At 61.4% G+C, this 24,303-nt stretch carries 20 protein-coding genes; 5 read left to right on the top strand and 15 right to left on the bottom strand.

Features of this window, described 5'->3' with window-relative positions; genetic code table 11:
- Positions 1-4: 4 nt before the first annotated feature.
- A complete protein-coding gene (locus C2L65_RS25645; RefSeq protein WP_042312640.1) occupies positions 5-898 on the bottom strand; it encodes a DMT family transporter in 894 nt (297 codons plus the stop codon).
- Between the two features lie 475 nt (positions 899-1,373).
- On the opposite strand from C2L65_RS25645, the gene C2L65_RS25635 reads away from it, so the two are divergent.
- The 3 genes from C2L65_RS25635 to C2L65_RS25625 all read left to right on the top strand — a co-directional run bounded on the left by C2L65_RS25635 (position 1,374) and on the right by C2L65_RS25625 (position 4,981).
- Positions 1,374-1,643 carry a DUF1488 family protein gene (locus C2L65_RS25635; protein WP_042312642.1) on the top strand — a complete coding sequence of 90 codons (270 nt, stop codon included), beginning with the start codon at positions 1,374-1,376 and terminating at the stop codon, positions 1,641-1,643.
- A 305-nt stretch (positions 1,644-1,948) separates the two neighbouring features.
- Positions 1,949-3,448 (top strand): SulP family inorganic anion transporter, encoded by a 1,500-nt coding sequence (locus C2L65_RS25630; RefSeq protein ID WP_042312643.1) that lies wholly within the window; start codon positions 1,949-1,951, stop codon positions 3,446-3,448.
- 84 nt (positions 3,449-3,532) lie between these two features.
- Entirely contained in the window at positions 3,533-4,981 is a 1,449-nt protein-coding gene (locus C2L65_RS25625) for an MFS transporter (RefSeq protein WP_042312644.1), read from the top strand.
- A 106-nt stretch (positions 4,982-5,087) separates the two neighbouring features.
- On the opposite strand, the gene C2L65_RS25620 is transcribed toward C2L65_RS25625, so the two are convergent.
- From C2L65_RS25620 to C2L65_RS46680, 12 genes are all read right to left on the bottom strand, one after another.
- The gene (locus tag C2L65_RS25620) at positions 5,088-6,098 is read right to left on the bottom strand and encodes a DUF2891 domain-containing protein (RefSeq protein ID WP_042312645.1); all 1,011 of its coding nucleotides are present in this window, start codon (positions 6,096-6,098) and stop codon (positions 5,088-5,090) included.
- Positions 6,099-6,228: 130 nt separating this feature from the next.
- Positions 6,229-7,533 (bottom strand): NAD(P)/FAD-dependent oxidoreductase, encoded by a 1,305-nt coding sequence (locus C2L65_RS25615; protein WP_042312646.1) that lies wholly within the window; start codon positions 7,531-7,533, stop codon positions 6,229-6,231.
- The gene (locus C2L65_RS25610; protein ID WP_042312647.1) at positions 7,533-8,828 is read right to left on the bottom strand and encodes an NAD(P)/FAD-dependent oxidoreductase; all 1,296 of its coding nucleotides are present in this window, start codon (positions 8,826-8,828) and stop codon (positions 7,533-7,535) included. Before C2L65_RS25610 ends, C2L65_RS25615 begins: the two co-directional genes overlap by 1 nt.
- Positions 8,829-9,697: 869 nt before the next feature.
- Positions 9,698-11,269 (bottom strand): DUF3138 family protein, encoded by a 1,572-nt coding sequence (locus C2L65_RS25605; protein WP_042315167.1) that lies wholly within the window; start codon positions 11,267-11,269, stop codon positions 9,698-9,700.
- Between the two features lie 38 nt (positions 11,270-11,307).
- Positions 11,308-12,219 carry an ABC transporter permease subunit gene (locus tag C2L65_RS25600; protein WP_042315169.1) on the bottom strand — a complete coding sequence of 304 codons (912 nt, stop codon included), beginning with the start codon at positions 12,217-12,219 and terminating at the stop codon, positions 11,308-11,310.
- Complete coding sequence (locus C2L65_RS25595) at positions 12,216-13,193, bottom strand: ABC transporter permease subunit (protein WP_042315170.1); 978 nt, start codon at positions 13,191-13,193, stop codon at positions 12,216-12,218. The genes C2L65_RS25600 and C2L65_RS25595 overlap by 4 nt, the downstream gene beginning before the upstream one ends.
- Entirely contained in the window at positions 13,190-14,335 is a 1,146-nt protein-coding gene (locus C2L65_RS25590; protein WP_416365567.1) for an ABC transporter ATP-binding protein, read from the bottom strand. The genes C2L65_RS25595 and C2L65_RS25590 overlap by 4 nt, the downstream gene beginning before the upstream one ends.
- Positions 14,336-14,557: 222 nt before the next feature.
- Entirely contained in the window at positions 14,558-15,679 is a 1,122-nt protein-coding gene (locus C2L65_RS25585; RefSeq protein WP_042315172.1) for a polyamine ABC transporter substrate-binding protein, read from the bottom strand.
- A gap of 89 nt (positions 15,680-15,768) precedes the next feature.
- Positions 15,769-17,205 (bottom strand): aspartate aminotransferase family protein, encoded by a 1,437-nt coding sequence (locus tag C2L65_RS25580; protein ID WP_042315174.1) that lies wholly within the window; start codon positions 17,203-17,205, stop codon positions 15,769-15,771.
- Positions 17,206-17,239: 34 nt separating this feature from the next.
- On the bottom strand, positions 17,240-18,574 hold the full coding sequence (locus C2L65_RS25575) for a glutamine synthetase family protein (RefSeq protein ID WP_035996707.1): 1,335 nt from the start codon (positions 18,572-18,574) through the stop codon (positions 17,240-17,242).
- Positions 18,575-18,609: 35 nt separating this feature from the next.
- Positions 18,610-19,398: a gamma-glutamyl-gamma-aminobutyrate hydrolase family protein gene (locus tag C2L65_RS25570; RefSeq protein ID WP_174485108.1), complete on the bottom strand. Its 789-nt coding sequence runs from the start codon at positions 19,396-19,398 to the stop codon at positions 18,610-18,612.
- 306 nt (positions 19,399-19,704) lie between these two features.
- Positions 19,705-19,911: a hypothetical protein gene (locus C2L65_RS46680; protein WP_039901929.1), complete on the bottom strand. Its 207-nt coding sequence runs from the start codon at positions 19,909-19,911 to the stop codon at positions 19,705-19,707.
- A gap of 438 nt (positions 19,912-20,349) precedes the next feature.
- Between C2L65_RS46680 and C2L65_RS25560 the strand changes: the two genes are divergently transcribed.
- Positions 20,350-20,901, top strand: a complete 552-nt coding sequence (locus C2L65_RS25560) for a cupin domain-containing protein (protein WP_007743050.1) — start codon at positions 20,350-20,352, stop codon at positions 20,899-20,901.
- Positions 20,902-20,997: 96 nt separating this feature from the next.
- Positions 20,998-22,491 (top strand): aldehyde dehydrogenase, encoded by a 1,494-nt coding sequence (locus tag C2L65_RS25555; RefSeq protein ID WP_042315176.1) that lies wholly within the window; start codon positions 20,998-21,000, stop codon positions 22,489-22,491.
- Between the two features lie 28 nt (positions 22,492-22,519).
- On the opposite strand, the gene C2L65_RS25550 is transcribed toward C2L65_RS25555, so the two are convergent.
- A complete protein-coding gene (locus C2L65_RS25550; RefSeq protein WP_042315178.1) occupies positions 22,520-23,734 on the bottom strand; it encodes an MFS transporter in 1,215 nt (404 codons plus the stop codon).
- Entirely contained in the window at positions 23,731-24,264 is a 534-nt protein-coding gene (locus C2L65_RS25545; protein ID WP_042315179.1) for a MarR family winged helix-turn-helix transcriptional regulator, read from the bottom strand. The genes C2L65_RS25550 and C2L65_RS25545 overlap by 4 nt, the downstream gene beginning before the upstream one ends.
- Between the last annotated feature and the right edge of the window lie 39 nt (positions 24,265-24,303).

Genomic DNA, 24,303 nt, shown 5'->3' with positions numbered 1-24,303 from the left:
GTCATCACTCGGGCTCTGTCGGAGGCGCTTTGCGCCGCAGCGCCAGCGCGACGCCGCTCAACGTGAGCGCCATCGCGACGGCTTCTTTCCACCCTAGCGGCTCGCCCAGCGCGAGTGCCGCCGCAACGATGCCCATGATCGGCACCAGCAGCATGCCGATCGACGCGATCTGCGGCGGCAGGTGACGCAAGGTCGCGAACCACGCGAGATAGCACACGCCCATCGGCACGAGCGTCATATAGATCAGCACGGCCCAGCCGTCCGCGTGCAGCGACGCGAGTTGCGGGTGTTCGATCAGCAGCCCCGCGGCGATCATCGGCGCGCAGCCGAGTCCGACCTGCCACGCGACGAGGCTGATGGGCGGGACGGGAATCGGCGTGCGCACGATCACGGTGCCGAGCGCGAACAGCACGGCCGCTAGCAGCGCGAAGGCGATGCCCGCGATCTTGCCCGCGTCGAACGCCACGCCGCGCCCGCCCAGCAGCACGACGACGCCCGCGAGGCCGAGCAGCAGCGCGAGAAACTCGACGGTGGACGGCCTGCGCGACAGGACCGGCCACGCGAGCAGCATCGCCCAGATCGGCATGGTGTAGACGAGCAGCGCGCCTTCGCTGACGCTCAGCCATTTCATCGACAGCGTGGAAAAGCCCATCCATGCGAAGACATTCGTGCATGCCGCGAGCAGCAGGCGCGGCACGTACTCGCGCGGCACGCGTGGCCGCTCGCCCACGCACACGGCGACTACGCCGAGCAGGACGGACGCCGTCACGCCCGCGACGCCGCGTGAAAACAGCGGCGGCCATTCGCGCAGCAGTACTTTCATGGCGGGCCAGTTGAGCGCCCATCCCGTTGCCGTAACCAGCAGATAGATGAGTCCCGTCCAGCGAGGATGCTTCATCGACTATTCGTATGAGTTCTTTTGAGAGCCTCGATCATACGAGGTTCTGTGATCACATGGATTTCTCCATTAGATGCAACGTGACATATGGCGCAAACGATTGCGATGTATGCTTGACGAAGCGGGCACGCGCTACGCCGTTTCGTTCGTGCGCAAAGTTTTTGTCAGACGGAAACGCTGCGATTCGCGTCGTGCGAATGCGTACGAAACTGCGTGCGAAAGCAGCTGTCTGACGGCAAAGGTCAACTGCACGATGGCCTTCAAAATGCGAACATCTCGGACGTTTTTTCATGGTTGGGTGTTGTGCGGACCACGCGTACCGGCCGTACAAACGTTTGCATTGGGATGCGTCGAGGGTTCGCCCGAACTGATCGATGCCGAACGGAATGAGATAGTTTGAGTGCGGGAATATGGGTGCTTGGTTCATGAAAGCAACACGAAACACTGGTAGATCGCAGCTCACGAGAGGCTGAACATGGAACAGTCCTTAAGCAACTTTGCGCTTTCGACTAACGGCCAAGCCGTGACTTTCGATATCGTCGTGCAAAAGCGCGCGATAGGCTGCGCAATTACGCGCGATGCGCTCGAGCAGCATTTCTGGCTGGAACGCGGCGCGGACGAGTCGCACCTCACGAAGGCGTTCGGCAACGGCCTGCGCCGTATCGCCGCCGTCGCCGAGCGCAAGGCGCTCGCGAAGGGCGCGACGCACGTGTTGATTACCGCAGACGATTTCGACTACCGCTAGAGAAGCGGCTGCCATCACCACACGCCACTGCGCGTGAGTCGCTGACCCTGTAAAATCGCGTGCGCTGCGCGAGAGCCGCGCACATCAGGGTCCGGCTCGGGCTTGCCGCCACGAGCCTGTTATCTTTCCATCCCGTCCACCTTTGTGCCCAGCCGCACGCCAACCGGCATGCGGATCGGTCGATGATGTGGCGTCCATGCACGCCATGTCCGTCATGCACAACCCGGGTGCATTTCAATCCGTTCACCTGTGCTTGCGCGAGTGAGTGTTCCTCGACGGCACGCCCGATTCGTTCATACAACAAGATGCAAGACCGCAGTTTTATCGCCTCCCGCTTTTCCTCGCTTCGCGGCGACGTGCTCGCCGGCCTGACTTCATCGTTTGCGCTGGTGCCCGAATGCATTGCGTTCGCGCTCGTCGCGCACCTCAATCCGCTGATGGGCCTGTATGGTGCGTTCTTCATCTGCACGATCACCGCGCTGTTCGGCGGCCGGCCGGGCATGATCTCGGGTGCGGCAGGGTCGATGGCCGTGGTGATCGTCGCGCTCGTCGTGCAGCATGGGCCGCAGTATCTGTTCGCGACCGTCGTGCTGGGCGGCCTGCTGATGATGTTGTTCGGCGCGCTGCGGCTCGGCAAGCTGATCCGGATGGTGCCGCATCCCGTGATGCTCGGCTTCGTCAACGGACTCGCGATCATCATCGCGATGGCGCAGTTCGAGCACTTCAAGCAAACGTCGCCGCAAGGCAGTGTATGGCTGCACGGTCACGCGCTGTGGCTGATGGGCGGACTCGTCGCGTTGACGATGGCGATCGTGTACGGCTTGCCGCGCCTGACGAAAGCGGTGCCGCCCGCGCTTGCGGCGATTGTCGGCGTGGGCGTGCTGAGCCAGTTGCTGCATCTGCCAACGCGCACGCTCGGCGACATGGCGCACATTGCAGGCGGCCTGCCCGAGTTCAGCATGCCAGGCGTGCCGCTCGATCTCGACACGCTGCGCATCATCTTTCCGTACGCCGCGTTGATGTCGATGGTCGGCTTGCTCGAAACGCTGCTCACGCTCAACCTCACCGACGAACTCACGGAATCTCGCGGACAGCCGAACCGCGAGTGCATTGCGCTCGGCGCCGCGAATATCGTGTCGGGCCTGTTCGGCGCGATGGGCGGCTGCGCGATGATCGGCCAGACCGTCATCAACCTCGGCTCCGGCGGGCGCTCGCGGGTGTCGGGCGTGACCAGCGGCGTGATGATCCTGCTCTTCATCCTGTTCCTGTCGCCGCTGATCGAGCGCATTCCGCTCGCGGCGCTGGTGGGCGTGATGTTCGTCGTCGCGCAGCAGACGTTTTCGTGGGGCTCGTTGCGCGCGCTGAAGAAGGTGCCGCGCAGCGACGCGCTGGTGATCGTCGCGGTCACGATCATCACCGTGTTCACCGATCTCGCGACGGCCGTGCTGTGCGGCATCGTCGTTTCGGCGCTGAACTTCGCGTGGCAGCACGCGGGTGAGATTCGCAGCGAAACACTCGACGACGCATCGGGCGAAACGACCCATGCGCCGCGCGGCACGCTGTTCTTCGCATCGACCGCGCATTTTCATGCGCTGTTCGAGCCGCATAACGACCCGGCCAACGTGACGCTCGATTGCCGCCATCTGCATTGTGCGGATCATTCGGCGATTGCGGCACTGGAAGCGCTGCACGCGCGCTACGCAAAGCTCGGCAAGCGCTTGCGCCTGACCAATCTCTCGGTACGCAGCCGGCGTCTGTTGCAGCGGGCCAATGCTGGCGTGGTGATGCTGCAGGAAGGCAACTGACGCCTGCCAGCCGATGCGCGGCTACAATGCGAGCCTGGCCTGCATTCGAAGTCGCGGCAGGCCATCGACACAGGAGACAGAACAATGACAACGCAAGACCAGGCGGGCATCCCGCAGCCTGGGACCACGCAGACGAGTACGACGGCATCGTCGCATTCCGCCGTCGACGCCGGCACCATCAGCGCGCGGCTCGACCGCTTGCCCGCGACGCGCTCGGTATGGAAGCTCGTCGTGATGCTGAGCCTCGGCTTCTTCTTCGAGCTTTACGATCTGCTCTATACGGGCTACGTCGCGCCCGGCATCGTCAAGAGCGGCATTCTCACGTCGACCACGCAGGGGCTATTCGGCACGACGGGCATCGCGAGCTTCATCGCGACGCTGTTTCTCGGGCTGTTCATCGGCACGATCGCCTGTGGCTTTCTCGCGGACCGCTTCGGCCGCCGCGCGATCTTCACCTATTCGCTGCTGTGGTACACGGTCGCCAACGTCATCATGGCGTTTCAGGAGACGGCCACAGGGCTCAACTTCTGGCGCTTCATGGCAGGCCTTGGAATCGGCGTCGAGCTGGTGACGATCGGCACATACATCTCGGAGCTGGTCCCGAAGCATATTCGCGGCCGTGCGTTCGCGTGCGAGCAGGCGGTGGGCTTCATGGCCGTGCCTGTCGTCGCGTTTCTTGCGTGGCTGCTGGTGCCGCGCGCGCCGCTTGGGCTCGATGGTTGGCGCTGGGTCGTGCTGATCGGCGCGCACGGCGCGCTGTTCGTCTGGTGGATCCGGCGCAATCTGCCCGAAAGCCCGCGCTGGCTCGCGCAGCAAGGGCGCGTCGATGAAGCGGACCGCGTGATGCGCGCGCTCGAAGCGAAGGTCGAGGCCGAGTACGGCAAGCCGTTGCCGCCGGCTGCGCCGCCCGTTCCCGTGCTGCCGAGCGGACGTTTCAGCGACATGTGGGTGCCGCCTTATCGTAGCCGCACGCTGATGCTGAGCATCTTCAATATCTTCCAGACAGTCGGCTTCTATGGCTTTGCGAACTGGGTGCCGACGCTGTTGATCAAGCAGGGCATTACCGTGACGACGAGCCTTGCCTATTCGAGCGTGATCGCGCTCGCGGCGCCTGTCGGACCGATCATTGGGCTTTTCATCGCGGACAAGTACGAGCGCAAGAGCGTGATCGTTGCGATGGCGGCGCTCATCATCGTCTGCGGGCTGTGGTTCAGTCAGACGACGGCGGCCGCGCTGCTGATCTGTCTCGGTGTTGGGCTGACGCTGGGCAGCAATATCATGTCGTACAGCTATCACGCCTATCAGGCAGAGCTGTTTCCGACCAGCGTCCGCGCGCGTGCAGTGGGATTCGTCTATTCATGGAGCCGTTTCTCGGCGATTTTCACGGCGTTCTTTATTGCGTCGGTACTCAATTACTTCGGGTCGACGGGCGTGTTCGTGTTCATCGCGGGTGCGATGGCGATCGTGATGCTGGTGATCGGCGTGATGGGGCCGCGCACGCGCGGCGTTGCGCTCGAAGAGATTTCGCACTGATCGGCAACGCGTGTCTTTTGCTGCTTGAAAAACAGAATGGCCAGTGTCTTCGCAGACACTGGCCATTTTCAATTGCGCGGCGAACTGGTTGCGATCGCTACTTTCTCTATGCTTCGAGCGCGAGCGTAGCGAACGTAGCGAGCCAGTGCTCGCCCATATAGTCGCCCGCTACGTGTTGCAACGCGGTTTCCAGATGAACGTCGGCGGCTTCGAACAGCACGGCGCGGCGCGGATCGTCATTCGACAGCGCGCGCGCCAGCGACCGCTGGCACCACGCGCGGCTCAGGTTCAGCCCGTCGAGATGCGCGATCTTGCCGTCGCTGCGATCCGTGACGGTGGCGGGGACGAACAGCGTCGCGGGTTGACGCTGCGCGAGATCGGGCAGGAAGCGCTCGAACCATCCGGCGAATTCGGCAGGCGGCAGCACGCGGCGCATCAACTCCGCTTCCATTAGCGAGGGCGACAGGAACTCGTCGCCCGACGGCTCCCACGCCTGGCATCCGGCGTCGTTCAGATACCAGCGCTTCGCCGTGTCGACGACCAGACGCGCGAGCGAATCGCGCTGCGTGCGATGCGCGAAGTCGAGCGTCAGCGCCAGCGCGAACGCGGTGTTGAAATGCGTACCGACGCGCAGCGGATACGTCGCCTTCGGCAGAAACTCTTCGAAGCGCTCGACGAAAGCCGCCGTCAGCGGCTCGATGGTCTGCGCCCAGCGGTCGGCTTGCGGTAGCTTCAACGATGCGACCTGACCCGACAGCGCGAGCAGCCACGCCCAACCATACGGGCGCTCGAAGCCGCGGTTGTGCGGCAGATCGAGATACGCGCGTTCACCTGCGACGTTCTGCGCGGTGAAGTGCTCGTCGACGACGGCAGCGATGCGCGGCGCTTCCGGCAACTCCGGAAAGCGTTCGATCAGATGCAACAGCAACCAGTAGCCATGCACGCTCGAGTGCCAGTCATAGCTGCCATAGAAGATGGGGTGCAACTCGCGCGGGCCTTGCACGTCCTGCGGCCCGGCGAGCGAATGCGTGAGCTTGTTCGGATACTCGCGCGTGAGGTGAGCCAGCGCGAGGCCCGCGAATTTCGATGCGATTTCAGAAGTGAGTACGGCAGTCATCGACGCCTCGTCGTAACGGGTTGTGGGTTACGGTAAGCCTTCAATGCGGGTGTGGCGCATCGAGGGTGAGGTGGACATTCTGCCTTTACTTAACCCGGTCTGTCATGTGCAAGCCGTGTTGCAATGCGATTCAGAACAGCTCGCGAATCCGGTGATAGAGCATCCCCAGTTCCAGCGCCGGCCCGCGCAGCGCCGGGCCGCCCGGAAAGCGCGCGTGCCTGATGCGCGAAAACAGATCGAGCGCGGCCGTGTCGCCTGAGATCGCCTTTGCAATGACGCGTCCCGCAATGCCCGTCAGCGCCACGCCATGACCCGAAAAGCCTTGCACATAGAAGTAGTTCGGATCGATCGCGCCGAAATCGGGCGCGCGATTGCGGGTGATATCGACGAAGCCGCCCCACGCAAATTCGATCTTCGTATCTGCGAGTTGCGGAAAGACGGCGAGCATGCGTTTGCGGATATCGCCGGTAAGTTGTGCAGGGGATGCGCCCGTCGAACTCGCGCGTCCGCCGAACAGCACGCGGTGATCCGCCGACACGCGAAAGTAGTCGAGGAAAAAGTTGTTGTCGCAGATCGCGGTCCGGTTCCTGATCAGTGCATCGGCTCGCTCCTTGCCGAGCGATTCCGTCGCGACAATGTACGACGCGATGGGCGCGATGCGCGCTGCAACGGCGGCGGGCAACACATGGCCGAGCGTCGCGTTGCCGCACGCGGCGACGAAGCGGCAGCGCACTTCGCCCGTCGCGGTACGCACCACGGCCCGTGCGCCGCGCACGACTTCGAGCACGGGCGAATGCGCGAAGAGCTGCGCGCCTTCGCGGCGCGCCGCATCGGCGAGACCGAGGCAATACTTGAGCGGATGCAGATGGCCGGACAACGCATCGTAGACGCCTGCCAGATAGCGTTCCGACGCGATGCGTTTGCGCATGTCGCCAGCATCGACCCAGGAAAGATGTGGGTAACCCCAGCGGTTCGTCGCCGCATCCATCCATGCACGCAGATCGGGGACGCGTTTCGCTTTGGTCGCGACTGTCATGAAGCCCGGCGTGAAATCGCATTCGATTCCATAGCGCTCGATCCTCTCGTGTACCAGCTTGACGGCATCGACAGACAAGGCCCACGCAGCGCGCGCGCCTTCGAGGCCCAGTTGCTTTTCGATGACTTCGTCTTTCGCAAAACCGGCGAGCATCTGTCCGCCGTTGCGTCCCGATGCACCCCAGCCGGGGCGATGCGCATCGAGAACGACGACGGAAAGCCCGCGCGCGCGGCATTCGAGCGCCACCGACAATCCGGAGAAGCCCGCGCCGATGACACAGACGTCGGCGTCGAGCGGGCCTTCCAGCATTGGATCGTCCGCAAGCGGGCGCGACACGGTAGCTTCGTAGTACGAGTTGCGGATCAGCGCATCCGCGCGGCGGTCGAGGGTTTCCGTCATCAGAGCCAGTCCTTCATTCGATACCAGGTCATTGCAAGCACGAGCGCGGGCGTGCGGAGCAGCGCGCCGCCGGGAAAGTCGCGATGGCGGATTTTACCGAACAGATCGAATCGCGACGCCTGGCCGTGAATGGCTTCCGCGATCAGCTTGCCCGCGAGCCCGGTCGTATTGACGCCGTGTCCCGAGAAGCCTTGCGCGAAGTAGACGGTTGGCGCAAGGCGGCCGAAATGCGGTGCGCGGTTCATCGTGATGTCGACGAAGCCACCCCATGCGTAGTCGACTTTGACATCGGCGAGTTGCGGGAAGGTTTTTAGCATGTCGCGGCGCATGGCTTCGGCCAGATTGCGTGGCGCGAAAGTCGAATAGCTGACCTTGCCGCCCCACAGCAGACGGTTGTCGGGAGCAGGGCGGAAATAGTCGAGCACGAAGCGGCTATCGCAGACGGCGGCGCGCGCGGGCATCAGTGCGGCGGCGCGGGCCGGGTCGAGCGGTTCTGTGGCGATGACGTAGGTGCCGACGGGCATGATCTTTCGGGATACCTGTGGCGCTAGCGCTCCGAGCCATGTGTTGCAGGCTAGTACTACGTATTTGGCGCGCACCGTTCCTTTAGCTGTTTCGATCAGATGGGTGCTGTTTTCTTTACGGAGTGTTGTGACGCAACTGTTTTCGTAGATGCGAACGCCGCTTTCGACGGCTGCTCGGGCTAGGCCTAACGTGTAGTTGAGGGGATGCAGGTGGCCGCTGTCCGGGTCGAAAAGGCCACCGAGATAGCGGGATGATTGCACGTACTGGTCCATGTGCGCGCGTTCGATATACCGGTATCGGTCGTGGTTGAAGCGTTTTTTTGCGTCATCGCGCCAGGTGCGTAGTGCGTCTACATGTTTTGGCTTGTTGGCGGCTGTGAGGTAGCCCATCGTTAGATCGCAGTCTATGCTGTGCTTCGCTACGCGGTCTTTCACTATGTCTAGCGTTTCTAAGCCCATTTTCCACATGCGCTGGACGTCGCTCTCGGGCATGTACTTCGCGAACGTGTCTATTTCGCAGGCGAAACCGCCTATCAGTTGGCCGCCATTGCGGCCGCTCGCCGCCCAGCCGACTTTTGATGCTTCTAGCACCGCTACTGTGTGGCCGCGTTCCGCGAGGTTCAATGCGGTTGAGATGCCGGTCAGGCCGGCGCCTATTACACAGACGTCAACGGTTATGGTTTCTTCCAGCGGTGGATGGTGTGTGTGGTCGTTGGTGGTTGCCGCGTACCACGATGCTGTGTGAGGCTGGGAGTTGAGGTTTTCTGGCATGGGCGAGATGTTGTTGGTTGGGGTTCTGGTCTTTGCGCTGCCATCTGCGTTTTGCCTTTTGCCTTCGTGGCGCGGGCGGTTTGGTTTTTTGGGGTTTTCGCTGGCATCCGCGATTTGTTAGCGTGCTTCAAGCGTCGCCCCTGTGCGGGGCGGCACCTACTTTTCTTTGCCGCCGCAAAGAAAAGTAGGCAAAAGAAAGCGGCTAACACCGCCAACATTTCTTCCTGCCTGAGGGCCCCCAAAGGGTCTTACGCTTCATACGGCAACCACGTGACCCACGTTCGTTGCCAACGCTCTTGCGCTGCGCCTCACCCACTTCACCCACCCGCGCTGCACCACGCCGTGCCAGATATTCCACGGCCGCCCAGGTGGCAAACTGTGTGTAGGCCGTAGTGTCTCGCGCGCCTCACTTCGGACCGATAGCACGCGCATACCTCCATTTAAGAGCGCCAGGCTATACGACGCGACAACCTACACACAGTTTGCCACCTGGGCGGCACATACCATTCGCTGCCGCTGGCCCGAGTACACGTATTCGAAGCGGGTGAGGCGATCGTTCGAAGCGTTGGCAACGAGCACCAGCCAAGGGCACTGCCGAGTGAAGCATGGGGACGTTGAGGGCCCGTGGATAAGAACACGGGCGGGCGGTGTTAGCCGCTTTCTTTTGCCTACTTTTCTTTGCGGCGGCAAAGAAAAGTAGGTGCCGCCCCGCACAGGGGCGACGCGTGAAGCACGCTAACGCATCGCGGATGCCAGCGAAAAGACCAGAACACCCAACGTCAAAGCTTGCGCAGCAAACACCGCAATGCAGATGCCAACGACGCCCCAGGCAAACCAACTCAAGAAGCGTCGCAGACATAAAACCACGCTCAGAACGAGTAAATAAACTGCGTAGCTAGCAAATCATTCGACTTGCTATAAGACCCATCATTCCGCAAGAACACGTTCTGATTCGCCCAGTCGTGGCGATATTCCACCTTGACGGTAATCTGCTGCGTCGGGAAGAACAACAGATCCAGCGCGACATCCTGACGGTTAGCCCCCTTACACTCAAACCCAAGGCCACCATTGGCCTTCGAGTTTGCTAGACAATCAGCACCGATACCGAACCCGTTATTCACATCCATACCATTGGAATTCAAAGCAATCCCACCGCCGCCGCCACCGTTCTTGCTATTAACAAGAAGGTCATACCGCAGAGTCGCACTCATGCGACCCACCACAGGCATATTGAACTTCCGATGCGCGAGCAGTGACAGACCATACCACTGCGCCTGGCCGCCGTTGAACGCCGCATTCTGCTGCTGACCATAATCGAGTTCGGCGTTGTACTGCACATCCGCCAACGTATAAGTCGCGTCGACTTCGCCAAAGAAGAACGTCCCGCCCGAGCTAGGCGCCTGACCACCCACGCCATAACTGACATTGCCCGTCACCGGATCGACGGCACTCGGCAGCGTCTGACGTCCAATATTGAACGATCCGCCGATATCCAGCGCGCTGGACCACGTATAGTCAGCACGCGCAGTAAACGTCGGAATCTTGTTGCTCGTCGTGATCGGATCGCCCAACGCATTCGTGCCCGTCTGCGTGACGGCACCATACGTGCGGTACTGTTCATTGCCAACAAAGAACTTCCACGCCCAGTTGCCCGCCGTATAGTTCGCACCGACGCCGACATAGCTGCCCGGATCGGAGAAGTCATACAGCAGGTTGTGCGTGAGCGTAAGCATCTGGTTCGACTGCTGTACTTCATAACCGCCAAAGCTCGGAATCAAACCGGCGACGAACGTCGTCGACCCCGTCAGCGGCACGTTGACAACGGCCGTGTTCAGGATGTTGTTGCCAATGTCGCCATGCGAGTTCTGCAGCAGCGTGATGCCGTTGCCGCGGTTCGGCATCAACGTGATTTCCGCCGACGGCGCCATCGGCCCGACACCGAATGTCTTCTTGATGTCGAGATACAGGTCGCCGAACGTGCTGTTGTAGTAGTTGTACGCGCTCTCGTGATTGGCGAACAGGAACGACGACGAACTCTGCGCGCGGTTATAGATATACGTCGGGTCGATATAGCCCGTCACCGAAAGACCTGCGATCGGCCCCGTCTGCGCCGCATCTTCTAGCGAATCGACCTTCAACTGCTGATTCGCGATCTGCTGCTTGATCGTGGTCAGGTCGTCGTTGCTGATATTCGCGGGCGCCCGGCCGTAATCGGGTGAAGTGATATCGACCGGGGCGGCGGCCAATGCGGGCGTAGTGGCTGTGCCCACAGCAGGCTTCGCTGCAGGCGCGGTGGCCACTTGCGCACGCAATTCCTTCACTTCTTTTTGCAGCGCGTTCAGTTGTTGCTGAAGCGCCTTGATCTGTGCGCTGGTCGAGTCCGCAAAAGCGGCACCCGGCAGAGCCCCCGCTACCAGCAGACAGATAAGTTTCTTTCTCATGCAATTTTCTCCTTGTTTGTCGTATTGCGAAGAACTTCTTATGCGTTGGCCGTATCGAGCGTGTTGGTCGCCACGGCAGGGCGTGTGGTTGTCGAAGGGGCATCGGCCGCGTCGGCTATCGCGAACGCCATCTGCATGTCGCGCGTGCGCTTGCGGTCGCGCATCAGCATCCATTGATTGACGACGATCACGCCGATCGTCACGGCCGTGATGAAGAGCGTGGCGAGTGCATTCATTTCCGGGTTCAGGCCAAGGCGTACGCGCGAGAACACGACGAGCGGCAATGTGGTCGAGCCCGGGCCGGACAGGAATGCGGAGAGCACGAGATCGTCGACGGAAAGCGTGAACGACAGCAGCCAGCCGGACAGCAAGGCCTGCGAGATCAGCGGCAGCGTGATGACGAAGAACACCTTGAACGGCGTCGCGCCGAGATCGAGTGCCGCTTCTTCGAGGGACCGGTTCAGTTCCTTGATGCGCGACTGCACGATGATCGCGACATACGAAACACACAGCATCACGTGGCCGATCCACATCGTCAGCACGCCGCGTCCCTTGGGCCAGCCGATCATCTGCTCCAGCGCGACGAAGAGCAGCAGCAGCGATATGCCCTGAATCACTTCGGGAATCACCAGCGGCGCGTTGATCATGCCCGCGAAGAACGTGAAGCCGCGAAAGCGCCCAAAGCGCGCGAGCACGAAACCCGCCCACGTGCCGATCACGACGGACGCGCACGCCGTCATCAAGCCGATCTTCAGCGACAGCCATGCGGCCGTGAGCAGTTCGTCATCGTGCAGCAATGCGCCATACCATTTCAGCGAGAAGCCGGACCAGACGGTGACGAGCTTCGACTCGTTGAAGGAGAACACGACGAGGCTGATGATCGGGATATAAAGAAAGAGAAATCCGAGCGTCAGCACCGTGGCGGACAAAGGCTTGTTCGGCTTGGTCATTTCGCACCCTCCAGTTCCTTGACCTGGTAGTACTGGAATACGGCCATCGGCACGAGCAATAGCAGCACCATCGCCACCGTCACGGCGGATGCCATCGGCCAGTCCATGTCGTTGAAGAACTCATCCCACATCACGCGGCCGATCATCAGCGTGTCCGCGCCACCGAGCAGTTCCGGTATCACGTACTCACCGACGGCGGGAATGAACACCAGCAGCGACCCCGCGATAATCCCGTTCTTCGACAGCGGCAACGTGATGCGCGTAAACGCCGTCCACGGTTTCGCGCCGAGATCGTAGGCGGCTTCGAGCAGCGTCAAGTCCATCTTCACGAGATGTGCGTAGAGCGGCATCACCATGAACGGCAGGTACGAATAGACCATGCCGATATAGACGCCAATATCCGTGTGATAGAGGCGAAAGGGCGAGTGAATCACGCCGAGCGCGATCAGCGTGTGATTGAGCAGGCCGTCGTCTTTCAGAATGCCGATCCACGCGTACACGCGAATCAGAAACGACGTCCAGAACGGCAGCATCACGCCCATCATCAGCAGGTTGCGCGTAGCGGGTGCCGAGCGCGCGATGTAATACGCGATCGGATAGCCGATCAACAGGCAGCAGATAGTCGAGACGGCGGCCATCTTCAGCGAGCTGAGATACGTTGCGACGTACAGGCTGTCCTGCAACAGGAACGCGTAGTGGCTCAGTTGCAGCGCGAAATGCACCATGCCATCTTTGACGCTGACGAGTTCCGTATAAGGCGGAATGCCAAGGCGCAAATCGGCAAAGCTGATCTTCAGCACCAGCACGAACGGCAGCGCGAAGAACACCGCGAGCCAGATGAACGGAATGCCGATCACGGTACTGCGGCCCGAAGGCAGCAGCTTCGCGAGGCTCTGTTTGAACGATGCGAGCGCGGGGCTTGCATTCGAGGCGGCGCCCAGTCGCGCCGCAGAAGTTTGGGCGGGATTTCTCATTGCGTCAGCACCACGCCGCTCGAAGGCGACCAGGAGACGAACACGTCGTCGTTATAGACGGGCGCACCTTCGCTCATCAGGTGCGAGCTGGAGAGATTCGACATGACGGTCTTGCCGCTCGGCAGACGCACGTGGTACAGCGAATAGCTGCCCATGTATGCGACATCCGTCACGACGCCGCGCGCCCAGTTGTGCGCCGCGCCGGGTTTCTCGCGCGTCACGCGCACGCGCTCGGGGCGCACCGAAATGCCGACGGGCATGCCAAGCGGCCCCGTTACGCCGTGGCTCACATACATCCGCGACTCAAGGTCTTCGCTTTCGACAAAGATGTGATCGGGTTCGTCTTCGACGACGACGCCTTCGAACAGATTGGTGGAGCCGATGAACTCGGCGGAGAAGCGGCTATTCGGAAACTCGTAGACCTGCGTCGGCGAACCGATCTGCACGATGCGGCCTTCGCTCATCACGGCGAGGCGGCTCGCCATCGTCATCGCTTCTTCCTGATCGTGCGTGACCATCACACAGGTGACATCGACTTTCTCGATAATGTTCACGAGTTCGAGTTGGGTCTTCTGGCGGATCTTCTTGTCGAGCGCGGACATCGGCTCGTCGAGCAGCAACAGCTTGGGGCGCTTGACGAGCGAACGCGCCAGCGCGACGCGCTGCTGCTGGCCGCCCGATAGCTGATGTGGCTTGCGCTTCGCGTACTTCGTCATCTGCACGAGATTCAACGCATCGGCGACACGCTCTTTGATCTCGTTCTTCGGTGTGCCTTCCTGTTTCAGGCCGAACGCGACATTCGATTCGACCGTCATATGCGGAAAGAGCGCATACGACTGGAACATCATGTTCACGGGGCGGCGATAGGGCGGCAAGGCCGCAAGATCTTCGCCGTCGACATAGATCTTGCCGGACGTGGCCGTCTCCAGGCCCGCCAGCATGCGCAACAGCGTGGACTTGCCGCAGCCCGAACTGCCGAGCAGCGCGAACAGTTCGTTCTTCGCGATGCTCAGGTTGACGTTGTCGACAGCCGTGCTGTCGCCGAACTTCTTCACGACGTTTTCGATGCGAACGAACTCGTCCGATTTCGCTTTCGTCGTCGCGGGCTGCGTGGCCGCTTTCGCTGCTTGCGTGGTGTGCATCGTATTCATATGTGACCGTTCTTTGCGGATCGCAGGCACGAACGGGCCCTGGCGAGGCGCGCGAAGCGCTCGCAGGTGTCGTGCTGCAATCGGGGAAACATGGGGCTGCGCGCAAGACGCAGACTGACTGCGCTACTGCTCTACGAAGAGGGATCGAGCGATCCCTCTTCGTTTCATTCAGTTCCCTTTCATGTCCCTGAAAACCGGCGTTGACTCACACGTTCAATGACCGGTTTTCAGTTGCGCCCACAGGCGGTTTTCGAGCCGCAGAATTTCCGTCGGCATCGGTCTCATCAGCGTCATCTTGGCGATCACGTCGTCGGCCGGATAGACCGTCTGATCCTGTGCGACAGCCGGGGTGACGAACTGGCGCGCGGCGCGATTGGCGGTGGGGTAGAACACTTCGTTGGTAATGGCTGCATTGTTCTTCGCGTCCGAAATGAAGTTGATCCACTTCATCGCGGCTTCGGGATGCGGTGCGTCCTTCGGCACGACCATCACGTCGAACCACAGCAGGCCGCCTTCCTTCACGTTCGAGAACTTGACTTCATACGAGCGCTTCGCTTCCTGCGTGCGGCGCCGCGCGATGCCGACGTCGCCCGACCAGCCTACGACCACGCAAACATCGTTATTCGCGAGATCGTTGATGTAGCCCGACGAATTGAACTGCGTGATGTACGGGCGGACTTTCTTCAGCACTTCGTACGCCGCCTGATAGTCGCCGGGGCTCGTGCTGTTCGGGTCCTTGTGCATGTATTGCAGCGTCGCGGCGAAGACGTCGACGGCCTGATCGAGGAACGACACGCCGCAGCTCTTGAGCTTCGACATGTTGGCGGGATCGAACACGAGCGCCCAGCTGTCGACAGGTGCATTCGCGCCGAGTACTTTCTGCACGGCCTGCACGTTGTAGCCAATGCCGTCCGTGCCGTATGCCCACGGCACGCCGTACTGGTTGCCCGGATCGGCGTCGGAGATCAACTTCATCAGCGTCGGGTCGAGATTCTTCAGATTCGGCATCTGCGATTTGTCGAGCTTCTGGTAGACGCCGGCCTGAATCTGCTTGGCCATATAGTTCGACGTCGGCACGACGATGTCGTAGCCCGAGCTGCCTGCGAGCAGCTTGGCCTGCAACGTGTCGTCGCTGTCGTAGTTGTCGTACTTGACCTTGATGCCCGTCTGTTTCTCGAAGTTCGGAATCGTGTCCTTCGCGATGTAGTCGGACCAGTTATAGACGTTCAGTTCGGTATCGGCCGCCTGCGCTGCCGTGCCCGACAGTGCGGCAATGCCCGTCACGACTACCAGCGCGGCCCCCGCGACCGCATGACGAAGATGACAAACGCTCATGTTGATTTCCCTTGGAGGTAAAAGTCCGGCATGAGCGTGTGTCGCGTTGTCGATGCGTCACGGCGCCCGCGCCGGTGGTCTGACTGCCGTTACGAAAGCCCTAGCTGTTGTGCAGTTGCGTCGATGGCCTTTTTCGCCTTCGCGACGATCTCGTCGATCTCGCTCTTCGTGACGACGAGAGGCGGCGAGAGCAGCATGCGGTCGCCCGTGGCACGCATGATCAGGTTGCCGTTGAAGCAGAAGTCGCGGCAGATCGTGCCGACGTCGCCGCCATTCTCGAAGCGCTTTCGGGTCTTCGGGTTCTGCGCCAATTGGATGCCCGCAACGAGTCCCGCGCCCGCCACTTCACCGACGATGGGATGATTCGCGAAGGTCTCGCGCAGCGACTGCTGGAAATACGGGCCCGTTTCGTTCTTCACGCGTTCGACGATCTTCTCGTCGCGCAACAGCCTCAGGTTCGCGACCGCGACAGCGGCGGCGACGGGATGCCCGGAATAGGTGAGCCCGTGATTGAACTCGCCGTTCTCGATGATCGCTTTGGCGATGCGGTCGTGCAGGCCGACGGCGCCCATCGGGATATAGCCGCTCGTCAGGCCCTTCGCCATCGTGATGAGGTCCGGTTCGAAGCCGAAATGCTGATGCGCGAACCATTCGCCCGTGCGGCCAAAGCCGCCGATCACTTCATCGGCGACGAGCAGCACGTCGTATTTGCGGCAGATGCGCTGGATTTCCGGCCAGTAGGTAGAAGGCGGAAAGATCACGCCGCCCGCTCCCTGGAAAGGCTCACCGATAAACGCAGCGACGTTCTCGGCACCAAGCTCGAGAATTTCCGTTTCGAGTTGGCGCGCACGTTCGAGGCCGAATTCTTCCGGCGTCATGTCGCCGCCTTCGCCGAACCAGTACGGCTGGTCGATATGCACGATGTGCTCGACCTGCGAAGGCATCTGCTCGTGCATATAACCCATGCCGCCGAGCGTGCCGCCCGCGATCGTCGAGCCGTGATAGCCGTTCTTACGCGAAATGACGAACTTTTTCAGCTTCTGTCCTTGCGTCGCCCAATACTGATGGACGATGCGCAGCACCGTATCGTTGCCTTCCGAGCCGCTATTGCAATAGAAGAAGTGGTTGAACGGCGCGGGCGTCAACTCGGCGAGCAAGGCCGACAGTTCGATCACGGGCGGGTGCGTGGTCTTGAAGAACGTGTTGTAGAAGGGCAGTTCCTGCAACTGCCTGTACGCTGCGTCCGCGAGTTCCTTGCGGCCATAGCCGACGTTTACGCACCACAGTCCCGCCATGCCATCGATGATCTTGTTGCCATCGGAGTCCCACAGATAGACGCCTTCCGCCTTGACGATCACGCGGCTGCCGGCGCGATTGAGCGCGCCCATATCAGAGAACGGATGAATGTGATGCGCGGCATCGAGCGCGCGGTATTCAGCCGTGCTGCGCAGCTGTTGCGAAGTACTCGCCTTCGCGGCCGGTTGCGCGGATTGCACGTAAGCGATTTCTTCTGTCCTGTAACTCATGTTGCCTCCAGTTGTTTTGCGGATGACGCCGGACTCAGACGTGCAGCAGCAAATGCTTGCGTTCCCACGAACTGATCACGCGGAAAAACGCTTGGTATTCGGTTTCCTTCAGCGCGAGATACGCCTTGATGAACGGTTCGCCCATGATTTCGGAAAGCGGCTCGCACGCGCCCATCAACGTGAGTCCTTCTTCGAGATTGCGCGGCAACTGGTATGGCAATTCATAGCCGTCGCTGGTGAGCGGCTCGGTCGGCGTGAGTCGCTGCGTCATGCCGAGATAGCCGGCCGCGAGCGTGCCCGCAATCGCCAGATACGGATTGCAGTCCACACCCGGAATGCGGTTCTCGATGCGGCGCGCCTGCGGGCCCGAATGCGGAATGCGGAAACCGACCGTGCGGTTGTCGTAACCCCATTGCACGTTGATCGGCGCCGCCATGAAGCGCGACAGCCGGCGATACGAATTGATGTATGGCGCGAAGATCGGCATCAACGCGGGCGTGTACTTCTGCAGGCCGGCGATGTACTGATTGAAGAGATCCGTCGGCTTGCCGTCGCTCCCCGTGAACAGGTTCTGGCCCGTCTCTTCATCGACGAGGCTTTGATGTACGTGCATCGCGGAACCGGGTTCGTTCTCCATCGGCTTCGCCATGAACGTCGCGTACATGTGATGACGAAGCGCCGCTTCGCGCACCGTGCGCTTGAAAAGAAAGACCTGGTCGGCGAGCTTGAGCGGGTCGCCGTGCAGGAAGTTGATTTCCATCTGCGCCGCGCCGACTTCGTGAATCAGCGTGTCGACTTCGAGTTCCTGAATGTCGCAGTACTCGTAGATATCTTCGAAGAGCGGATCGAATTCGTTCACGGCTTCGATCGAATACGCCTGGCGTCCTGTTTCGGGACGACCCGTGCGCCCGACGGGCGGTTGCAAGGGCAGGTCGGGGTCCTTGTTCATGTCGACCAGATAGAACTCCAGCTCCGGCGCGATGACGGGCTTCCAGCCCTTGGCCTTGTAGAGATCGAGTACGTGGCGCAGCACGCGACGCGGCGAGATCGCGACGGGCGTGCCGTCGAAATGCACGCAGTCGTGAATCACCTGCGCGGTGGGATCGACGGCCCACGGAATGATGCGGATCGTCGACGGATCGGGCACGCACACCATGTCGGGGTCGGTGACGCCCGTGAGCGAGCCATCTTCGGGATATTCGCCCGTCACCGTCTGGATCATCACGGCTTGCGGCAGGCGCATGGATTCGCCGGATTCGAACTTGCTGCGCGGAATGATCTTGCCGCGCGCGATCCCTGCCATGTCGGGAATGATCGCTTCGATTTCGGTGATGTGATGCTTCTTCAGAAACTCGTCAATGTCTTGCATGATCGTTCTCTCTGTTTTTTTGCGCAGAACGGGGATCAGATATGTGCGCTTGCAGCCGCTGCTGAACCCGTCCTCATGCGCATTCGATCGCGGCACGCCGCGCCAAACGCACGGAAGATCGCTGTCGATAACGCGTCGCTCGCGTGCTTCCATTCCGGGTGCCATTGCACACCCAGCGTGAAGGCGCGCGCATGCGTCACGCTGATCGCTTCGATCAAACCGTCCGGCGCGTGGGCTTCGGCCGTGAGGCCGTCGCCGAGCCGCTCGACGCCCTGGCCGTGCAGTGAATTCACGCGCACTTCGCTTGCGCCGCCGGCGAGCTTCTGCAACAGCCCGCCTTGCAGTAGATGCAGCGCATGTGAAGGCCCGTACTGCACGTCGAGGTCGTCTTCCTTGTTCTCGCGGTGGTCGTCATAGCCGTCCACCGTTTGAACGCTTTGATGCAGCGTCCCGCCGAATACGACATTCATTTCCTGAAAGCCACGGCAAATAGCGAGCACCGGGATGCCAGCGTCGATGGCGGCGCGCATCAGCGGCAGCGTCGTCGCGTCGCGTGCGGCGTCGTGCAGCGTGCCGGGCGCGCTCGCGTGGCCGCCATAACGATGCGGCTCGACATTCGAATAGCTGCCCGTAAACAGCAAACCGTCGATATGCGCGAACAGATCTTCCGGCACCTGTCTGTCGCCTAACGCGGGCAGCAGCATCGCAAGCGCTTGCGCGCCATCTATCACGGCCGCGATGTACTTCTCGCCGGCCACATGCGAAGGATGCAGACCCATCATCGTTCTGTCGGCCGTGATGCCGACTAAAGGTTTCGTTTGCATGACTAACTGGTATTCGTCGTTGACTGCGGGAACGCGGCAAATCATGGTGTGCGTACGCGCGGCACGATTCCGCAGCCATGCGCAGAGCGCAAAGCTACTGGAAGGGTGCTTGCGTGGCAGCGTCGTCAGCGGATCGCGCCGCGCGTAGCAAACAGATACGCTGTCCGGTTCGCTCCGCTGCGTGCAACCGCGGGCGTGCAACGGCGCGTGTCCGGCTTGGGGACGAGCGCAACCGAACACGCAGCGCGATAACGCGTGCGAAGCATTGACCCGCAAGCGGGCCTGACAGCGACAGATGGAAAGGCGCTAGGGCAAGAGCGATGCGACTTCGTCGGTATGAACCGCGATGAACGCACGCGCTGAAATGGAGTTGTGACGACGGACGGAACGGCGCGACAGGATCGTGAAGACGGACAGAAAGCGGCGAAACGCAAGCCTGCCGTTGCTGCCGTCGGCGATGGCGTTGTCAGCGCGAAGACACCTCGCGAACTGACTACGATCCCACCTAACCAAAGGGCCTCGGACTCTCACGATTACACTCGACTGGCACGTTGAAAGTATTGAACGCCCCGTTCGGAAAACGCGTCGAACGTTTAAAGAAACGGGACGACAGGTTGTTACCCGTAACGCATTCTTTACCCACTGCTTCTGCGATGAATCGGGCTGTCGCAGCGAGTAATCGAATCAGGAAACATCGACCTGTAGTTCAGGATATACGAGTCAAAAAGGCCGTCAAAGTCTTTTTACGAAACTTTGATGAGGGCTTACCCTGAGCTATCTATGCGCAATAAAGTCCACTTTGAAGCCTGTAGATGCGTAAAAATTTCGTTTCGCTTTCAGGGTTTTCCCCAGAGGCGGTGAATTTAAAGTGATTAGAATATTCAACACACGCGCGTGCTATTCGAATACCGCTGTTTTCGTGAAGTACTACCCGTTTCCATGAGTGCATCGATGTCAATTGAAGTGGCAACCCGCCTGCAGTACATCCGTAAAAAGCACGGTCTTTCGCAGCGGGAGCTGGCGAAACGGGCGGGCGTGACGAACGGCACGATTTCGCTGATCGAGCAGAACCGCGTGAGTCCTTCCGTTGGCTCGCTGAAAAAGCTGCTCGAATGCATACCGATGAGTCTCGCCGAATTCTTCACATTTGAAATTGAGGCCGACCGCACCGTGGTGTCGCGCCGCGCGGAGATGCCGAATCTCGGCAACGAGCAGATCGAGTTCTATCTGGCGGGCGCGAGTGTCAAGGATCGCAATATGGGCATCATGCGCGAGGTGTATCAGCCGCTCGCGGATACGGGCCCGGAAATGTTGCAACACGCAGGGCACGAGGGCGGCGTCGTGGTCAGCGGTCAGCTTGAATTGACCGTCGACAGTACGACGTGGCTGCTCGACCCCGGCGACAGCTATTACTTCGAAAGCCGCTTACCGCATCGTTTTCGCAATCCCAGCGCGCAGCAGGTGTGCGAAGTCGTGTCGGCCAATTCGCCGCCCACTTTCTGATTTTTCGCACGCCGCTTCGCGTCAACGCGTTTCGCGCAGCATCGCATCGCGCATGCCATATGCAATGCGCTGAACGCATAACATTGAGGCATCCTGATGGACAAGACGACATTGGCTTACTGGCAGGAACAGGCAGCGACGCTCGCAATCGAAGGGCGCGCGTTTATCGACGGCGAGTATCGGCCGGCCGAAAGCGGGCGCACGTTCGACTGCGTGAGTCCCATCGACGGCAAGGTACTTGCGAAAGTAGCCGATTGCGGCGAGGCCGACGTGAACGCTGCCGTGCGCGCCGCGCGGCATGCATTCAATAAAGGCGTATGGTCGGGCCTCAATCCGCGTCAGCGTAAAGCGAAGCTGCTCAAATGGGCTGCGCTGATGCGCGAGCATCTCGACGAACTCGCGTTGCTCGAAACGCTCGATGCGGGCAAGCCGATCGGCGACACGACCAGCGTCGACGTGCCGGGCGCGGTGTATTGCGTCGAATGGTTTGCGGAAGCGATCGACAAGGTCGGCGGCGAGGTCGTGCCCGCGGATCATCATCTCGTCGGTCTCGTGACGCGCGAGCCGCTCGGCGTCGTCGCCGCCGTAGTGCCGTGGAATTTCCCGATCCTGATGGCATCGTGGAAATTCGGGCCCGCGCTCGCGGCGGGTAATTGCGTCGTGCTCAAGCCTTCGGAGAAATCGCCGCTGACGGCGATTCGTGTTGCGCAACTCGCGCATGAAGCGGGCATTCCCGCAGGCGTATTCAACGTGGTGCCGGGTGGCGGCGAGCCTGGCAAGCTGCTCGCGCTGCATCACGACGTGGATTGCCTCGCGTTCACGGGTTCGACGAATGTCGGCAAGCTGATCATGCAATACGCTGGGCAGTCGAACCTGAAACGCGTGTGGCTGGAGCTGGGTGGCAAGTCGCCGAACATCGTGCTGCCCGATTGTCCTGATCTCGATCGCGCTGCCAAAACCGCAGCCGGTGCGATCTTCTACAACATGGGCGAGATGTGTACGGCAGGTTCGCGTCTGCTCGTGCATCGCGACATCAAGGACGTGTTCCTCGACAAGCTGGTCGCGGCGGCCCGCAGCTATGCGCCGGGCAATCCGCTGGACCCGAAGACGTCGATGGGCGCAATCGTCGATCAGGTGCAGCTCGATCGCGTGCTGGGTTATATCGAAGCAGGGCGGGCCGAAGCGAAGCTATTGCATGGCGGCGCGCGCGTGCAGCAGGAAAGCGGCGGCTTCTATGTCGAGCCGACTGTTTTCGATGTGCCGAAGCCTGATGCGAAGATCGCGCGTGAAGAGATCTTCGGGCCGGTGCTGTCGGTGATTACGTTCGATACGATCGACGAAGCCGTGCAGATCGCCAATGACAGCGACTATGGTCTCGCCGCCGCCGTGTGGACAGCAAACCTGACGACGGCGCATGAAGTGTCGCGGCGTCTGCGCGCGGGCACCGTGTGGGTCAATTGCTATGACGAAGGCGGCGACATGAACTTCCCGTTCGGCGGCTACAAGCAGTCGGGCAATGGCCGCGACAAGTCTTTGCATGCGCTCGAAAAGTACACGGAGCTGAAGTCGACGCTAGTGCGTTTGCGCTGAGCGAAACGCGGCGCGCGCGCCTCGGTTATCAGGAAGAGGCCGAAGGCGCGCGCTGCCGCGCCTGCCGGTGCCCTTCACGCATGCCGAGCGTATAGATCATGAGCGCGCCGCTCATGATCGCGAGTTGCCACATCAACAGATCGTTTCCGAGCGCCTTCATCGCCGACCCGGCAAACAGGGGCCCGGCGATCGAGCATGCAGTGAAGGCGAGCGACAGCACGCGCATGTTGCGGGTTATTGCCTGTTTGTCGCTGCAAGCGGCGGCATACATGCCGAGTGTGATGTACGCGCTGTTCATGCCGCCGAGCAGCAGCGCGGCTACGAAATACGCAAGCGATGCCGACGGCGCGAAAGAAAACGCCACGATAGCCGCCGTGCTGGTCAATGCGCAGACGATCACCGTTGCCGCGAGACCGGCGCGATCCGCGAGCCACCCAACTGGGAATTGCAGCACCATGCCGCCGATACCGAAGCACGCGAGCATCGTCGCGGTTTGCGTGGCCGTGAGTCCGCGGCTGTCGGCGAAGAGCGGGAAGAGCCCGTAGAGCGCGCCGTCTCCGATGCCGCCGACTGCAATCGTAACGAGGCCGAGGCAAACGATCGGCCCCAGTTCGAGGCGCTTGCCGCGAGCCACCTGTGGCTCCAATACAGCTTGAGGCGCGGACGAACGGGTGAGCCACAACGGAACAGCGGCAGCGAGCGTCAGCAGCGAACCCGACACGAACACCAGTGTGCCGCTCACGCCACCGTAGACCGCGAGCGCCGGCGCAAGCACGCCCGCTGATGCGATCAAGGTTTCGTGAACGCCGACCACTTTGCCGCTCTTGTCGGCGGGCACGAGACTATAGAGCCAGGTTTCGTTCGCGATCCAGCGCAAGCCGATGCCGAGCCCCGTCAGCATGCCGGGCAACATCCACGCAGGCCACGACAAGGCACCAAACGATGCATACGCGATCAGCGAAGCGGCGAGCCCGAGCGACACCGTCAGCTTCGATCCGATCCGTTCGATCAGACGCGGCGCAAACAGCAGTCCGACGAACATGCCCGCCCATTGCGCCGCAGCGAAAAGTCCGGCGCGCGGCGCGTCGAGCCCCTGATGTGCGAGCCACACGGGCAGGACCATGAAGCCGATGCCGAACTGGCCGATCTGCGAGAGCGTCGAGACGGCCGTCAGCGCGGCCACTGCACGCCAGCGCACAGGCGGAGCGTTCAAGCGGATCGCGTCTATATTGGCGGCGCTCATGATGCGCTCCGCTCGGGCATCGGCAGCCCCTGTTCGCGGCACTCGACGGGGCAGCCCGCCTTCAGGCATGGCTTGTCGTCGCAGAAGCGGCAAAGCTGCATCGCGTGCGGCGAATCGCGCGTTTCGTTCCAGAGAATCTTGATGAGCAGATTTTCGAGCACGTCGCGCTCGCTTTCATCGAGCCTCGCAGCGATGCGTTCGAGCATGCGCCCGCGCGCGGCGCGCAAGCGGTTCGCTTCGCGGCGCCCGGTAGCCGTGAGAGCCAGCGCAACCGAGCGCTTGTCGCTGCCCGCCTTCTTTTCGACGAGACCTGCGTCGACGAGTCCCGCCACTGCGCGCACGGCGGCGGGATGCGAGAGATCCACGGCATCGCGCAGCAGTTCGATCGACGAGTCAGGGTACTGGCCGATCGCATTGAGCATTGCGCGTGCGGTCGAACCGGCCAGCGCGGGAATGCTGGGTTGTGCGTTCAGTTCGTCCGTCACCAGAAGGGCGAGCACGCCGAGCAGATTTTCCATGCGCCGGGTCATCGCGTCACCTCAATGTGTGCATTGTGCATATGTGCATGA

This window comes from Paraburkholderia terrae, from assembly GCF_002902925.1.
Lineage (GTDB): Bacteria > Pseudomonadota > Gammaproteobacteria > Burkholderiales > Burkholderiaceae > Paraburkholderia > Paraburkholderia terrae.
Note: the sequence above shows the minus strand (reverse complement) of the source record. Positions and strands in the feature narration are given on the sequence as shown.

Excerpts from the sequence above, each read along its gene's own strand:
- C2L65_RS25645 (WP_042312640.1), bottom strand. The coding sequence starts at position 898 with ATGAAGCATCCTCGCTGGACGGGACTCATCTATCTGCTGGTTACGGCA.
- C2L65_RS25635 (WP_042312642.1), top strand. The coding sequence starts at position 1,374 with ATGGAACAGTCCTTAAGCAACTTTGCGCTTTCGACTAACGGCCAAGCC.
- C2L65_RS25630 (WP_042312643.1), top strand. The coding sequence starts at position 1,949 with ATGCAAGACCGCAGTTTTATCGCCTCCCGCTTTTCCTCGCTTCGCGGC.
- C2L65_RS25625 (WP_042312644.1), top strand. The coding sequence starts at position 3,533 with ATGACAACGCAAGACCAGGCGGGCATCCCGCAGCCTGGGACCACGCAG.
- C2L65_RS25620 (WP_042312645.1), bottom strand. The coding sequence starts at position 6,098 with ATGACTGCCGTACTCACTTCTGAAATCGCATCGAAATTCGCGGGCCTC.
- C2L65_RS25615 (WP_042312646.1), bottom strand. The coding sequence starts at position 7,533 with ATGACGGAAACCCTCGACCGCCGCGCGGATGCGCTGATCCGCAACTCG.
- C2L65_RS25610 (WP_042312647.1), bottom strand. The coding sequence starts at position 8,828 with ATGCCAGAAAACCTCAACTCCCAGCCTCACACAGCATCGTGGTACGCG.
- C2L65_RS25605 (WP_042315167.1), bottom strand. The coding sequence starts at position 11,269 with ATGAGAAAGAAACTTATCTGTCTGCTGGTAGCGGGGGCTCTGCCGGGT.
- C2L65_RS25600 (WP_042315169.1), bottom strand. The coding sequence starts at position 12,219 with ATGACCAAGCCGAACAAGCCTTTGTCCGCCACGGTGCTGACGCTCGGA.
- C2L65_RS25595 (WP_042315170.1), bottom strand. The coding sequence starts at position 13,193 with ATGAGAAATCCCGCCCAAACTTCTGCGGCGCGACTGGGCGCCGCCTCG.
- C2L65_RS25590 (WP_416365567.1), bottom strand. The coding sequence starts at position 14,335 with ATGCACACCACGCAAGCAGCGAAAGCGGCCACGCAGCCCGCGACGACG.
- C2L65_RS25585 (WP_042315172.1), bottom strand. The coding sequence starts at position 15,679 with ATGAGCGTTTGTCATCTTCGTCATGCGGTCGCGGGGGCCGCGCTGGTA.
- C2L65_RS25580 (WP_042315174.1), bottom strand. The coding sequence starts at position 17,205 with ATGAGTTACAGGACAGAAGAAATCGCTTACGTGCAATCCGCGCAACCG.
- C2L65_RS25575 (WP_035996707.1), bottom strand. The coding sequence starts at position 18,574 with ATGCAAGACATTGACGAGTTTCTGAAGAAGCATCACATCACCGAAATC.
- C2L65_RS25570 (WP_174485108.1), bottom strand. The coding sequence starts at position 19,398 with ATGCAAACGAAACCTTTAGTCGGCATCACGGCCGACAGAACGATGATG.
- C2L65_RS25560 (WP_007743050.1), top strand. The coding sequence starts at position 20,350 with ATGTCAATTGAAGTGGCAACCCGCCTGCAGTACATCCGTAAAAAGCAC.
- C2L65_RS25555 (WP_042315176.1), top strand. The coding sequence starts at position 20,998 with ATGGACAAGACGACATTGGCTTACTGGCAGGAACAGGCAGCGACGCTC.
- C2L65_RS25550 (WP_042315178.1), bottom strand. The coding sequence starts at position 23,734 with ATGAGCGCCGCCAATATAGACGCGATCCGCTTGAACGCTCCGCCTGTG.
- C2L65_RS25545 (WP_042315179.1), bottom strand. The coding sequence starts at position 24,264 with ATGACCCGGCGCATGGAAAATCTGCTCGGCGTGCTCGCCCTTCTGGTG.